Annotated in this window: 12 protein-coding genes and 2 tRNA genes; 8 read left to right on the forward strand and 6 right to left on the reverse strand. The window is 65.7% G+C overall.

Annotated elements, in window-relative coordinates; translation table 11 throughout:
- Positions 1–43 precede the first annotated feature (43 nt).
- Positions 44–1,726, forward strand: coding sequence for an energy-dependent translational throttle protein EttA (gene ettA, locus QF047_RS07870; RefSeq protein ID WP_306634059.1), 1,683 nt, complete (start codon positions 44–46; stop codon positions 1,724–1,726).
- A 98-nt stretch (positions 1,727–1,824) separates the two neighbouring features.
- Here ettA and QF047_RS07875 read toward each other — a convergent pair whose 3' ends face one another.
- Complete coding sequence (locus QF047_RS07875) at positions 1,825–2,805, reverse strand: acyl-CoA thioesterase II (protein WP_307275379.1); 981 nt, start codon at positions 2,803–2,805, stop codon at positions 1,825–1,827.
- A gap of 63 nt (positions 2,806–2,868) precedes the next feature.
- Between QF047_RS07875 and QF047_RS07880 the strand changes: the two genes are divergently transcribed.
- Positions 2,869–3,528 (forward strand): hypothetical protein, encoded by a 660-nt coding sequence (locus QF047_RS07880; RefSeq protein WP_306634055.1) that lies wholly within the window; start codon positions 2,869–2,871, stop codon positions 3,526–3,528.
- A gap of 31 nt (positions 3,529–3,559) precedes the next feature.
- Here the strand turns inward: QF047_RS07880 and QF047_RS07885 are convergent, their stop codons facing one another.
- Both QF047_RS07885 and QF047_RS07890 read right to left on the reverse strand, forming a co-directional pair.
- Entirely contained in the window at positions 3,560–4,012 is a 453-nt protein-coding gene (locus QF047_RS07885) for a globin (protein ID WP_306634054.1), read from the reverse strand.
- A 2-nt stretch (positions 4,013–4,014) separates the two neighbouring features.
- The gene (locus QF047_RS07890) at positions 4,015–4,704 is read right to left on the reverse strand and encodes a mechanosensitive ion channel family protein (RefSeq protein ID WP_306634052.1); all 690 of its coding nucleotides are present in this window, start codon (positions 4,702–4,704) and stop codon (positions 4,015–4,017) included.
- 118 nt (positions 4,705–4,822) lie between these two features.
- On the opposite strand from QF047_RS07890, the gene QF047_RS07895 reads away from it, so the two are divergent.
- Positions 4,823–5,815: an NAD-dependent epimerase/dehydratase family protein gene (locus QF047_RS07895; RefSeq protein WP_307275386.1), complete on the forward strand. Its 993-nt coding sequence runs from the start codon at positions 4,823–4,825 to the stop codon at positions 5,813–5,815.
- A 39-nt stretch (positions 5,816–5,854) separates the two neighbouring features.
- On the opposite strand, the gene QF047_RS07900 is transcribed toward QF047_RS07895, so the two are convergent.
- Together QF047_RS07900 and pepN are read right to left on the reverse strand one after the other, a co-directional pair.
- Positions 5,855–6,337 carry an OsmC family protein gene (locus tag QF047_RS07900; protein WP_307275389.1) on the reverse strand — a complete coding sequence of 161 codons (483 nt, stop codon included), beginning with the start codon at positions 6,335–6,337 and terminating at the stop codon, positions 5,855–5,857.
- Positions 6,334–8,922 (reverse strand): aminopeptidase N, encoded by a 2,589-nt coding sequence (pepN, locus tag QF047_RS07905; protein WP_307275392.1) that lies wholly within the window; start codon positions 8,920–8,922, stop codon positions 6,334–6,336. The genes QF047_RS07900 and pepN overlap by 4 nt, the downstream gene beginning before the upstream one ends.
- Positions 8,923–9,081: 159 nt before the next feature.
- On the opposite strand from pepN, the gene QF047_RS07910 reads away from it, so the two are divergent.
- From QF047_RS07910 to QF047_RS07920, 3 genes are all read left to right on the forward strand, one after another.
- Entirely contained in the window at positions 9,082–10,095 is a 1,014-nt protein-coding gene (locus QF047_RS07910; protein ID WP_307275394.1) for a hypothetical protein, read from the forward strand.
- A 78-nt stretch (positions 10,096–10,173) separates the two neighbouring features.
- Positions 10,174–10,668: a ribose-5-phosphate isomerase gene (locus tag QF047_RS07915; protein WP_306634047.1), complete on the forward strand. Its 495-nt coding sequence runs from the start codon at positions 10,174–10,176 to the stop codon at positions 10,666–10,668.
- A complete protein-coding gene (locus QF047_RS07920; protein ID WP_307275399.1) occupies positions 10,668–11,615 on the forward strand; it encodes an Fpg/Nei family DNA glycosylase in 948 nt (315 codons plus the stop codon). Before QF047_RS07915 ends, QF047_RS07920 begins: the two co-directional genes overlap by 1 nt.
- A 357-nt stretch (positions 11,616–11,972) precedes the next feature.
- Here the strand turns inward: QF047_RS07920 and QF047_RS07925 are convergent.
- Positions 11,973–12,046, reverse strand: a tRNA-Gly gene (locus tag QF047_RS07925).
- 152 nt (positions 12,047–12,198) lie between these two features.
- Here QF047_RS07925 and QF047_RS07930 point away from each other — a divergent pair.
- Both QF047_RS07930 and tig read left to right on the forward strand, forming a co-directional pair.
- Positions 12,199–12,273 (forward strand) — tRNA-Pro (locus QF047_RS07930).
- Between the two features lie 81 nt (positions 12,274–12,354).
- Entirely contained in the window at positions 12,355–13,740 is a 1,386-nt protein-coding gene (tig, locus tag QF047_RS07935; protein WP_307275401.1) for a trigger factor, read from the forward strand.
- Positions 13,741–13,943: the final 203 nt, after the last annotated feature.

Raw genomic sequence — 13,943 nt, forward strand, 5'->3', positions numbered from 1 at the left:
ACCGAATGTGAGATATGCCTGCCGACCCACTAGATTTGGAACCATGGCGGAATTTATCTACACAATGACCAAGGCCCGCAAAGCCGTTGGCGAAAAACTCATTCTTGATGACGTAAGCATGTCCTTCTTTCCCGGCGCCAAGATCGGTGTTGTGGGCCCGAACGGTGCCGGTAAGTCCACCATCCTGAAGATCATGGCCGGACTGGACACCCCCTCCAACGGTGAGGCCCGGCTCAGCCCCGGCTACACCGTCGGAATCCTCCTCCAGGAACCACCCCTGAACGAAGAAAAAACCGTCCTGGGCAACGTCCAGGAAGGCGTGGGGGAGATCTACGGCAAGATCCAGCGCTTCAACGAAATTTCCGAGGAAATGGCCAGCCCCGATGCTGACTACGACACCCTCCTTGAGGAAATGGGGCATCTGCAGGAAGCCATTGATGCCGCTGACGCGTGGGACCTGGACTCCCAGCTGGAGCAGGCCATGGACGCGCTCCGCTGCCCGCCGGCGGACGCCGACGTCACCAACCTCTCCGGTGGTGAGCGCCGCCGCGTAGCCCTGTGCAAGCTGCTCCTGCAGAAGCCGGACCTGCTGCTCCTGGACGAGCCCACCAACCACCTGGACGCAGAAAGCGTGCTGTGGCTTGAACAGCACCTCTCCGGCTACGCCGGCGCCGTCCTGGCTGTCACCCACGACCGGTACTTCCTGGACCACGTGGCGGAATGGATCGCCGAAGTGGACCGCGGCCACCTGTACCCCTACGAGGGCAACTACTCCACCTACCTCGAGAAGAAGCGCGCCCGCCTGGAGATCCAGGGCAAGAAAGACGCCAAGCAGGCCAAGCGGCTCTCCGAGGAACTCGAGTGGGTACGGTCCAACGCCAAGGGACGCCAGACCAAGTCCAAGGCCCGCCTGGCCCGCTATGAGGAAATGGCCGCCGAGGCGGACCGCACCCGCAAGCTGGACTTCGAAGAGATCCAGATCCCGCCGGGACCCCGCCTGGGCGGCCTGGTGCTCGAGGCCAAGAACCTGCAGAAGGGCTTCGAGGATAGGACCCTGATCGACGGACTGTCCTTCAGCCTGCCCCGCAACGGCATCGTGGGTGTCATCGGCCCCAACGGCGTCGGCAAGACCACGCTGTTCAAGACCATCGTGGGACTGGAACCGCTCGACGGCGGAGACCTGAAGATCGGCGACTCGGTCAAGATCTCCTACGCTGACCAGAGCCGCGGCGGGATCGACCCCAACAAAACCCTGTGGGAAGTTGTCTCGGACGGCCTGGACTTCATCCAAGTGGGCCACGTCGAAATGCCCTCCCGCGCCTACGTCGCCGCGTTCGGCTTCAAGGGCCCGGACCAGCAGAAGAAGGCCGGCGTGCTCTCCGGCGGGGAGCGCAACCGCCTGAACCTCGCCTTGACCCTCAAGCAGGGCGGAAACCTGCTCCTCCTCGACGAGCCCACCAACGACCTCGACGTCGAAACCCTCAGCAGCCTCGAAAATGCGCTGCTGGAGTTCCCGGGCTGCGCCGTGGTGGTCTCGCACGACCGCTGGTTCCTGGACCGCGTGGCCACTCACATCCTCGCCTACGAAGGTGACGAGGAGAACCCCTCCAAGTGGTACTGGTTCGAGGGCAACTTCGAATCTTACGAGGAGAACAAGGTGGAGCGGTTGGGACCGGATGCGGCCAAGCCGCACCGTGTCACGCACCGCCGCCTCACCCGCGACTGACGTCAGGGCAGGGCCCCAAAGACCAACAGGCCGGCACCCAACGGGTGCCGGCCTGTTGGCGTTGCACGCCAGGGTCATGAGCGGGAAAAGGGCCCGGGCTACTCCTTGGAGGCCTTGCGGATCTGGTGCTCCATCACTTTGGACTGGAAGGCGCCCACCACTTTGTTCTTCAGGTCGGTGGGCACACGGACCATCCCTTCCTGGGCAACTGACGCCACATGCTGCCCTGCCTGGTTGAAAATCTTGCCGGTGGCCAGCCCACGGGCGCCCTGGGCACTGGGTGATTCCTGCACGTACAGCAGCCATTCGTCCACCCGGGCCGGCCGGTGCCACCACATGGCGTGGTCGAGGCTGGCGACGTTCATCCCCGGGGTGATCCAGCTCAGCCCATGCCGCCGCAGGATGGACTCAAGCAGGGTGTAGTCGCTCGCGTACGCCAGCGCCGCGCGGTGCAGGTTGGGGTCGTCCGGCATGGGGCCAAAAGTCTTCATCCACACGGCGTTGCGTGCTTCCCTCGCGCCCTTCGCCGAAACATACAACGGCGGATCAACGTGGCGGATATCGAAGGGCCGTTCATAGGCCCAGTGCCGTGCCACCGGATGATCGAACTTTCCCAGCAGGTCAGCGGTGCTGGGCAGCGATTCCGGGTCAGGAATGCCGGTGGGCATCACGGATTCGTGCTCAATGCCTTCGTCCTCGCCCTGGAAGGAGGCAATCATCGACAGGATGGGCACGCCTTCCTGGTAGGCGTGTACCCGCCGCGCCGAGAAGGACCTGCCGTCCCGGAGCCGCTGCACACCAAAGGTAATGGGCTTGTTCGCGTCCCCCGGGCGGAGGAAGTAGCCGTGCATCGAATGCACGAAACGGTCGGGGGCCACGGTCCTGATGGACGCGGTGAGTGACTGTGCGAGTACCTGCCCGCCGAAAACCCGATGATGCGGCTGCTGCTGGGACGGGCCCAGGAAGATGTCCTCATCCGTCCGGGCCCCCTCAAGCTCACCAAGGTCGAGAAGATTGATGAGCGATAAGGTGGGGTCTCCGCTGGGGAGCGCCAGGAGTCCGGCGTCGGCTTCAGTCATGGTTTGACTCTAGACGGCGCCCCGGCACTGCTCAACACAGGTCCAGCCGGTAGTGTTCTTGGTGTGTCTGATCTCCTCACCTCGTCCTTCCGTTTTACCGATCCCCGCGACCTCGCTGATCTGAAGACCTTCGCCACGCGGGCAAAAGCAATTGACGACGGCGCCATCCGGCTTCAGGCGGCAGGTTCCGTCCTCGCCGCGTACGTCTGCGTGCTGCGGCCGCGGGCGCTTGGCGAGTCGACGCCCACCATCCTGGGGTTGCGCACCATGGCGTTGGCCGAGCCGTCCGGAACGGACGTCACCGTGCCCCTGGCCGCAGTGCTGGACCGCCTTGCCCGGGCGGGGGAGGACGACGTCGAGCTGCCGGTTCCGCCGTCCACCGTCACCGAATCCTGGACCGGGGTAGGCGCCCCCAGGAGCGGATGGGAGCTGATGGGTTCGCGCAGCGACGCAGAGTTGCGGGCGGCCGCTGAGGCAGGCATCGCGGAAGTGGCCGGGATTGTGCCGGACAAACCCGGCGCGCTCATCGTTAATAACGCCCGGGCCGCCGTTTGGGGCAGGGAACTGGATGACACCGGACTGCCGGCAGGGGCTGCCTTCGCGGCCCTGACCCTTGGGTTCCTGGGCGACGGCGACCAGAAGGTCTACCGCGCAGGACGCTGGTTCCGGCTGACCGGTCCCCGCGGGCACGTCCTCGCACGGACCGGAAGCGGACTGCTCTAACGGCAAACGCTGCAGCGGGCAGTCCCCGGAGTCACTGGCCGGACTGGCTGTTCACCATCGACAGGGCGGCACGCTCCATGTAGTCCCAGAGGGTTCCTTCATACAGCGGCGGCAGTTCCAGAGCGTCCACGGCCGCGCGCATGTGGAACAGCCAGCGGTCCTTCGCTTCGGATGTCACCTGGAACGGCATGTGGCGCATGCGCAGCCGGGGATGGCCGCGCTCTTCCCCATACGTGGTGGGACCGCCCCAGTACTGTTCGAGGAACATCAGGAACCGGCGCTTGGCTGGTGCCAGGTCCTCTTCCGGGTACATGGGCCGGAGCAGCGGATCTGTGGCCACGCCGTCGTAAAACACATCAATCAGCTTGACGAACGTTTCGTGGCCGCCCACGGCGTCATAGAAGTTGTCCGTGTAGCCGGGCTGGCTGAACGGATCGTTCTGCATCAGCTGGCGTGGGCGCTGGGGTTCGATGGGGATGGTCATCGCTACTCTCCGGCTTTCTGGTCAGTCTTTTTGGTCTCGGCGGCGCCGTGGTCGCTTCCCTGGTCCGTTGTCCCGTCGGTTGACTCATGCAGGGGCACGTAGGTTCCCTGCGAACGGTTGCCCACGCGGAGGATCTCGCCGTTGCGGAGGTACCAGATGGCGCCGTCGTCGGAGCGCACCCGGGTGATGCGCAGGCCCATGGACTCCACCACACCTACTACCTCGCTGGTTTCGATCACGTCGCCTATTCCGTACTGGTCTTCAATGGTAATAAAAATTCCGGCCAGGAAGTCGCGGATCAGCTGCTGGGCACCGAAACCGATGGCAACACCCAGGATGCCCACGCTGGTGAGGAGTGGTGCGATGTTAATGTCCAGGTTCTGCAGGACGTACATGCTGGTGATGACAACCACCAGCACGCCAACGATGCTGTTCAGCAGCGACCCGATCGTTTCCGCGCGCTGGACTCTCCGTTCGTGATCCAGGGCCCGCAGGGCCGGTGCAGCCCATTTGAAGGTGGGGCGCTTGAAAAAGTTACTGCCTGCCGCCACACGGGTGGTGATGCGGGAAATAACAAAGGTGGCAACCAGCCAGATGGCAACGCCCACGCCGAGGCTGATCACGATGCCCGTGATGCTGATGCCGTCCGGCTCGGTGGTGGCGTTAGGAAGGATCGACAACATGCTGACCATAAGGGGGAGATACTCCTGGGGTTCCCCGGCGGCGCCGGGCTACGGGTGCCGGAGCGCCGGTTACGCCCGGCGCGGAAGGCTCTGTTCTCCTTCAACCCTAGCGCCGTAGCGTGGCCGCGTGCGCATTCTTGTCTTGGGGGGAACCGCCTTCCTGTCCGCAGAAATCGCCCGCCAGGCAGTCGCCGGCGGCCATCAGGTCACCTGCCTTGCCCGGGGTTCAGCCTCCGATCCTCCGAAGGGAGCCGCCTGGCTGAAAGCCGACCGCTCGCTGGGCGTGGAGGCCTACGCGGCAGCTGCCGGAGAGTGGGACGAGGTCATCGAGGTCGCCCGCGATCCGGTGCCCGCGGCGGAAGCGCTGCACGCCCTGGCACACAGGGCGGCGCACTGGACGTTCGTCTCCAGTTGCTCTGTCTACGCCGATGCATCCGTTCCCGGTGCGGAAGAGGATGCAGTCCTCCTTCCCGCGCTGGCCCCGGGTACTCCCTCGACCACCGAAAACTACGGTGAGTCGAAAGCCGCCATCGAGGAGGCGACGCTCCGGGCCGCGGGCGGCAAAGCCCACCTCTGCCGTGCTGGCCTGATCGGTGGTCCCGGGGACGGATCGGACCGCTACGGCTACTGGCCGGCCCGTCTTGCCAGGGACGGGAAGCCGGCCCTCGTGCCCGCAATCGACGACGCCCCAACCCAGGTGATCGACGTCCGGGACCTCGCCGCCTGGATCCTGCTGGCGGCAGAGCAGGGCATTACCGGTGCACTGAACGCTTTGGGGGACCAGGTTCAGTTCGGCCACTACCTCGACGCCGCGCGGCAGGCTGCAGGTCACGCCAACGACGTGTTGCCCGCATCGGTGGACTGGCTGGCGGAGCAGGGCGTCAACTACTGGGCTGGCCCGGATTCCCTGCCGTTCTGGCTCCCGCCCGGGCATGAGGGATTTATGGCGCGGAGCAACAAGGCGGCCGTGGCGGCTGGCTTGCGGCTCCGGCCCTGGCGGCAAACGCTCGCAGACACGTTAACCGACGAACGCGAACGCGGGCTGGACCGGCAACGGAAGGCTGGCCTGACGCCGGAGACGGAGGCGCGGCTGGTGCGGATCCTGCAGGACGCTGCCTGAGCTGGCCGGCGGCGGGCCCAACGGAGCCCGCCGCGGGCGTTAGTTCGGCTGGCCGGCCACCGTCTCGGGCGCGTGTTCCACCGGGAAGTTCACGCTGCGGGCAATGAAGCAGACCTGGTTCGCCTCGTGATGCAGGCGGCCGGCCAGCTCCACCTGGCCTTCGTCCGCCACGGTAACGCGCGGGTGCAGCGTGACGGACTCGAACTGGCCGCTGCCGTCCCGGTTCAGGCGCATCAGCCCGGAGGCGTCGTCGCGGTAGTCAGTCACCACCACGCCGTGCTTCACCGCCACATGCAGGTAGGAGAGCATGTGGCACTGGGCCAGGGCGGCCAGGAGCAGCTGTTCCGGGTTGTAACGCTCCCGGTCGCCGTGGAAGGTCGGGTCTGAAGACCCCCTGAGCACCGGCAGGCCGGGGATGAGCAGGTCATGGTCCCGCGAGTAGCCGCGGTAGGACGACGTGCCCTCGCCCAGGTTGCCCGTCCACTGGACGGTCAGTGCGTACCGGTGCTCACTGAGGCTCATACTGCCGGAACTGCTTCGCCGGGAAGGACATCGGCCGCGCGGGCGCGCAAAGCCCGGGCAACGCCGTCGCGGTTCTCCAGCATGAGCCGCCGGAGCGCCGCACTTTCGGGCGGAAGCGAGGCCAGGAAGCCGTCCGTCCTGTCCACGATGGCCTGGGTGGTCAGGAGGGAGGGGTAGAGCCCGACGACGATCTGCTGGGCAAGTGCGTGCGTCCGCGTTTCCATGATCCCCGGCACCGCCTGGAAATACTTCTCGGCGTACGGCTCCAGCAGGGACCGGTCCAGGACCCGCATGAAGCCGTTGACCGCCGAACCCTGAAGTGCGTTGGACAGTTCGCCTTTCACCACGATCGATTCCCAGGCCGCAGCCTTGGCCTCCGGTGTGGGGATGGCGGCCTTCGCCTGGGCGGCGGCATTTTGTCCGCTCGAGGTGTTGTCCCGCCCGAGTTCGGCGTCGATGCCGCCCTGGCCCAGCCGGCCGCCTGCCACGAGCGAGGTGACCAGCTCCCACCGCAGGTCCTGGTCAACAGCCAGGCCCTCCAGGACGAGCGAGCCGTCGAGGAGGCCCGCAACCCGGTCCAGCTGGGTTCCGCTGCCGGCCAGCAGCGCAAACGACTTCACGAACTGCAGCTGGGCGTCCGAGCCGCCCGGCACCTCGGACGCCAGCTCCCACAGCTTGTCCGCGGCAGCCACCGCCGTCGCCTTCCGGTGCTCCTCGGCCACATAGAAGTTCAGGGTGGTGGCCAGCTGCCGGAGCTGGACCAGGATCACCGAGGAATCCGTCTCCGCCGCCACGTTGGCAAGGATCAGTTCCACGTACCGCCGGGCCGGGGTCTCGCCGTCGCGGGCAGCGTCCCAGGCGGAGTTCCACACCAGCGTCCGCGGCAGGCTCTGGCTGAAGTCCTTCAGGTGTGCGGTGGCAGTGGCCAGTGACTTTTCGTCCAGCCGCACCTTGGCATAGGCAAGGTCGTCATCGTTGACCAGGATGAGGTCCGGCTGGGCGAGCCCCGCCAGCGCGGGCACTTCGGTACGTTCGCCGTCGACATCCAGTTCCTCGCGGTGCACCCGCTCCAGCTTGCCGCTGCCGTTGAGGTTGTAGAACCCCACAGCCAGCCGGTGCGGACGGATGGTGGGCCACTCTTCGACCGCCGACTGCACTATGGCGAAGGACGTGAGCCTGCCCTCGCCGTCCACCTGCAGCTCCGGCTTGAGCGTGTTCACGCCGGCCGTCTCCAGCCATTGCCGTCCCCATTCGTCCAGGTCGCGGCCGCTGGCCTTCTCCAGCTCCACCAGGAGGTCCCGCAGCTCAGTGTTCTGCCAGGAATGCTTGGCAAAGTACTCCCGCACGCCGGCCATAAATTGCTCCGGCCCCACCCACGCCACCAGCTGGCGGAGGACGGAAGCGCCCTTCGCGTAGGTGATGCCGTCGAAGTTCACCTCCACATCCTGGAGGTCGTTGATCGCGGCGAAAATGGGGTGGGTCGTGGGCAGCTGGTCCTGGCGGTAGGCCCAGGATTTCTCCACCGAGGCGAAGGTGGTCCAGGCGCTGGTAAACGAGGTGGCCTCAACGGCCGCGAGGTGCGACATGTACTCCGCGAAGGACTCATTGAGCCAGAGGTCGTTCCACCAGCGCATGGTCACGAGGTCGCCGAACCACATGTGGGCGAGCTCGTGGAGCACGGTGATGGCGCGGCGTTCGATCTGGGCGCCGGTGACCTTGCTGCGGAAAACGTAGCCCTCGAGGATGGTGACGGCGCCGGCATTTTCCATGGCGCCGGCGTTGAACTCCGGCACGAAGAGCTGGTCGTACTTCTCAAAGGGGTAGGGGCAGCCGAACTGCTCCTCGAAGAATGCGAAGCCCTGCCGGGTCAGCTCAAAAATGTTGTCGGCGTCCAGGTACTGCATGAGGGACTTCCGCGCGAAGACCCCCAGCGGAATGACCCTTCCGTCGGAGCTTGTCACTTCGCTGCGCACGGACTGGTAGGGGCCGGCGATCAGGGCGGTGACGTAGGAGGACAACCGCGGCGTGGGGGAGAAGGACCAGACGGAGCGGGCCCCGCCATCCTCCCCGGGCGTGGTTTCCACCGGCGCGGGGGTGGGGGAATTGGAGATGAGGTCCCAGTGCGAGGGGGCAGTGACTGTGAAGGCGAAGGTGGCCTTCAGGTCCGGCTGCTCGAACACGGCGAACATCCGCCGCGAATCAGGAACTTCAAACTGCGTGTACAGGTAGACCTCGTTGTCCACCGGGTCCACGAAGCGGTGCAGGCCCTCACCGGTGTTCATGTACGGGGCGTCCGCCACAACGGTGAGCTCGTTGTGTTCCGCGAGGTCCGGCAGCTGGATCCGCACGCCGTCGGACACCATGGCCGGGTCAAGGCTGCGGCCGTTCAGCGTCACGCTGTGAACCGCGGAGGTGACGGCGTCAATGAATGAGGAGGATCCGGGGCTGGCGTTGAACTTTACCGTGGTGGTGCTGCCGAAGACCTTCCCGCCCCGGGTCAGGTCCAGGCTGACATCGTAGGACTCGACAGTGATCAGTTCGGCACGCCCGTTGGCTTCAGCGCGCGTCAGATTCAATCCTGGCAAAGTGGGGCCTTTCGGAAGATTGGCAACTGCCCGCTGGCGGTGCCCAGCGGGCATTTGATCATTCTTGCATTCCTTCGCGGCATAACAAGTAGCGCGGCTCACAGGGGGTACGGAGGCAAGTAGGAAGTCAGCGGACGGCGGCGGGAGTAGCGTTTAGTCATGGGCAAGTTCATGGAGTCGGTGGACACGAGGGCCCTGCGTTTCGTCGCGGGGTTCCCGGTGCTGGTCGCGGTCGCCTTTGTGGTGTGTGCCTTCCTGCTCCGGCCGGACCTTCCCGAGCCGCTCGCCATCCGGTGGACGGCCGACGGCGGAGCGTCCTTCGCGCCCTTCGCCGCCTACGTCACGGGTGGCGCGCTGATCATCGTGGCCGCGGGCTGGCTGGTCCTTTCCCAGGCGCTGCCGGTCAGGCGGCCGGTGCTGATGCGCCGGATCATGATGGGAGCGGGACTGTTCCTGACGCTCTTCGTCACCAGCGTCCTTGCCGCCGGGCTGATCGGCCAGGCCGGACTGGCTGATGCCCGCGAATCCCGGGTGGACATGACCGTCCTCGCGGTCGGCAGCGGGGCTGCGGTGTCTTTGGGCGTGACTATCGCGATGGTCTACAAGGCGGACCAGCAGTGGTCACCCGATGACGACCGCGCTTTGCAGCTTGCGATTGCCAGGGAGCTGGATCCGGATCTGTCCCGGGACAGCATCCGGCTCTGGGTGCACGCCCGCAGCTCAGTCTTTGTGATGATCGGCATCGCCTCGCTGTTTCCGGCCGCGCTGATCGCCATTGCCTTGCCCTGGCTCGGTGTGCTGCTCGTAGTCCTGGCCGTTATTGGCGCGCTGTTCCTGTGTGCGCGCATCAAGGCAGACCGGCGCGGTCTCAAGGTGCTCCTCGCCGGTGTTCTTCCGGTTATGGATGTACCCGCCGGGGCCATTTCGGCAGCCAGCGCGGCAGACGTCCGCGCCGCCGACTTCGGCGGGTGGGGCTACCGGCACCACAGCGGGACGGCGGCCATGCTCGTCAGCAGCGGCCCCGCCGTCGTCGTCAAAAAGACTGACGGGCAACGGCTGGCGGTAAGCGGCGGGAGCCAGGACTCGGCCGCGCGGCTGGCGGAGGTCCTGACCAGGGTGGCGGCAAGGGCGCGGGGCGGCGGCGAACCCGCGGCAGGCCAGCCCGAGTCCTAGTATCCTTGTCCGTGTTGTCCTGCCCCCGGCCTGCACCGTCCGTGCCGGCCGCCAGCGCCCACCGAACGGATTCTGCTCGTGACTTCTTCCCCTGCCTTCCCGCGCGTCCACATCGCCACCGACCACGCAGGCATGGAGCTCAGTGCCCACCTTGTCACCCACCTGACCGCCAAGGGGTATGAGGTGGTGGACCACGGTCCCAAGGCGTACGACGCCCAGGATGACTACCCGTCGTTCTGCATCAACGCCGCCCTGGCCGTGGTCGCGGACCAGACTGCCGGCGTGCACGCCCTGGGCATCGTGCTGGGCGGGTCCGGCAACGGTGAACAGATTGCCGCCAACAAAGTAAAGGGCGTCCGGGCGGCGCTGGCCTGGAACCACTCCACCGCCACGCTGGCGCGGGAGCACAACGACGCCAACGTAGTGGCCGTGGGCGGGCGGCAGCACAGTGTGGACGAAGCAACGGAGCTGATCGAGGCCTTCCTGTCCGAGCCGTTCAGCAACGACGAGCGGCACGTGCGCCGCATCGGCAAGATCGCCGCCTACGAAACAACCGGCGAGGTCATCGAATAGTGCCGGAAGGGCATACACTCCGGCGCCTGGCGCGGCAGTTCGGTGACGTCTTCGGCGGCCAGCGGCTGGCGGTTTCCAGCCCCCAGGGCCGGTTCACCGGCGGCGCCGCGCTCCTGGACGGGCACGTCCTTGTTGCCGCCGACGCCCACGGGAAGCACCTGTTCCTGCACTTTGACCACTCGCTGGTGCTGCACGTCCACCTGGGCCTCTACGGGGCGTGGAGCTTCGGCGGGGACAGCACCTTCGCGGGGTCTTCCAGCATCGGCGCGCCGCGGCGGGTGGGAGAGCAGGAGAGTTTCGACGACGGCGACGGGGGGCGTCCCTACGATGGTCCGCCTGCGCCCGTCGGGGCAGTCCGCGTCCGGCTCGTGGGCACGAACGGCTGGGCGGACCTGCGCGGAGCAACCACCTGCGAAACCATCACTGCCTCCGAGGCCGAAGCCGTGCTTGGCCGGCTGGGGCCGGACCCGCTGCGGAACCGCAGGGGAGACGCCGGCCGTTTCACCGCTAGCCTGCAAAGCCGCACCGCCCCGTTGGCCGCACTGCTGATGGACCAGAAAGTCATCGCCGGCGTGGGGAATGTGTACCGGGCCGAGGTCCTGTTCCGGCGGCGGCTGGATCCCTGGCTGCCGGGCACCGGCGTTCCGGAGGCGGAGGCGCGCAAGCTGTGGCGCGACGTCGTCTCTGTTATGAACGACGGCGTGGCGGACGGCCGGATCATCACCACCACGCCGCGGTACTGGACGGGCACTGCCCTGGCCAAAACAGCTGCGGCAAGTGCCGCCGTCGTCAGGACCGATTCCTACCCTGCCCGGGAGGATGCCCATTTTGTCTACAAACGTAACGGAGTGCCCTGCCGCATCTGCCGGACCACGGTGCTGATCGCGGAACTGGTGGGCCGCAAGCTCTACTGGTGCCCGTCCTGCCAGCAGGCACCCGCGTCGTAAAAGTGCCGCGCGATGGATTCGTCCTTTGCCAGCCTTCCCCCCCCACGTCCAACGCCCCATCACCTCCTGCAGTTTTCCCGGTACGCCCCATCACCTCCTGCAGTTTTTCGGGCATCGCTCCATCAGTTCATGGGGTTCGACGGCGGTGCTGCCGCGAACAGTGTCGCCAAGGCAAATGCGGAAGGGTTTCTCGGGGAGGAGCCATAAGTGATGGAGCGTTTCCGGATTTGATGCAAAAGGTGATGGCGCGTCGCGCCATGCGTTGCAGAAAGTGATGGCGGGTTTCCTTTTATCCTGCAACCCACGGTTTCCCGCTGATAAAGCAAAAGGCCCCTCTGGCGAGGGGCCTTTTGGCGGTGGAGGGGACGACGGGAATCGAACCCGCGTAATCAGTTTGGAAGACTGAGGCTTTACCATTAAGCTACGTCCCCGAAGGAAGATCCATCAGTAGGTGCCGCAGGCGCCTACCGGATGGGAACTGCGGGCTGGCTGTTCAAGCCGGATATAACTAAACCTAATTCATGGGCTACGTGTCAAATGTGCAAAGAGGGCGCGTATCCCCGTAGACTTGCCTGTGCACTTACGGGGTGTAGCTCAGCTTGGCTAGAGCGCCTGCTTTGGGAGCAGGAAGTCGCAGGTTCAAATCCTGTCACCCCGACTCTGCGGCCCGGACCTCTCGGCCTGGACAAAACATTGCGTTTGCAGAAACCCATCCCACAATCCCAGGAGTACTTAGACCGTGAAGAGCGCTGTCGAGAACCTCACCCCCACGCGGGTCAAGCTCAATGTTGAGGTCCCCTTTGAGGAATTGAAGCCCAGCATCGACTCGGCCTACAAGACCGTTGCTTCGCAGATCCAGGTCCCTGGTTTCCGTAAGGGCAAGGTCCCCGCAAAGCTCATCGACCAGCGCGTCGGCCGCGGCTACGTCCTGGAGACGGCCATCAACGATGGCCTCAACGGCTGGTACCAGGCTGCCGTCCAGGAATCGGGCATCCGTCCCCTGAGCCGCCCCGAGGTTGAGATCACCGAGGTTCCGGACCCCTCCGCCACCGATGGCGGCCTGAAGTTCGCCGCCGAGGTTGACGTCCGCCCCGAGATCGAACTCCCCGACTACGCCGGCATCCAGGTTGAGGTCGCCGCAGCCCAGTCCTCCGACGAGGACGTCGACAAGGCCCTGGATGAACTCCGTGGCCGCTTCGGCACGCTGAAGCCGGTGGACCGTCCCGCAGCCCAGGATGACTTCCTCACCATCGACATCACCGCCACCATCGACGGCGAAGACGTTGACTCCGCTGCCGGCCTGTCCTACCAGGTTGGCGCCGGCACCATGCTCGAAGGGCTCGATGAAGCTGTCACCGGCCTGAGCGCTGACGAAGACGCCATCTTCAACACCACCCTGGTGGGTGGCGACCACGCCGGGGAAGAAGCCCAGGTCAAGGTTGTAGTCAAGGCGGTCAAGGAGCGCGAACTCCCCGAGGCCGACGACGACTTCGCCCAGCTCGCTTCCGAGTTCGACACCCTGGCCGAGCTCCGCGAGGATCTCGCCAAGCAGGCCGCCGACTCGAAGGTTGTTGAGCAGGGCGTCGAGGCCCGCGACAAGGTCCTGGACAAGCTCGTTGAGCTGGTTGAGGTTCCGGTTCCGGACTCGGTTGTTGAAGAGCAGCTCGAAGCCCACTTCAAAGAGGGCAACGGCCACGGTGAAGGCGAGCACGACACCGAGGAGCACCGCGAAGAGGTCCGGGCCAACACTGCCCGCGCCTTCCAGAACGAGATCATCCTCGACGCCATCGCGGAAAAGGAAGAAGTCAACGTCAGCCAGAACGAGCTGATCGACTACATCGTCTCCACCGCCGGCCAGTACGGCATGGACCCCAACCAGTTCGCACAGATCATCGATCAGAGCGGCCAGGTCCCCATGATGGTGTCCGAGGTTCGCCGCCGCAAGGCCCTGGCTGTTGTCCTGGGCCAGGCCACGGTGACTGACACCGAGGGCAACACCGTTGACCTCAGCGATTTCGTCCGTCCCGGCGGCGAAGAGGAAGCTCCCGCTGCAGAGGCAGAGGAAGCAGTGACTGAAGCACCGGAGGCTGCTGCCGAGGAAGACAAGGCAGAGGCCAAGGCCTAGCCACGCTTCAAGGCAAATTTGAACGGCCCCCGGATCCAAGGATCCGGGGGCCGTTTGCTTTGCCTCGGCCGGTCCAGAAGCATGTCCAACCGCTTGTCCAGCCCATGTCCCTTGGGGGCCGCCGATCGTGCGCCGTCAGCGAACAGCCCACGGCGCGCGAACAAAACGTCGGTGAAACCGGTTAGTGTCCAAGTAGAGATTTT

The sequence above is a fragment of the Arthrobacter sp. W4I7 genome (assembly GCF_030816215.1).
GTDB classification, from domain to species: domain Bacteria; phylum Actinomycetota; class Actinomycetes; order Actinomycetales; family Micrococcaceae; genus Arthrobacter; species Arthrobacter siccitolerans_A.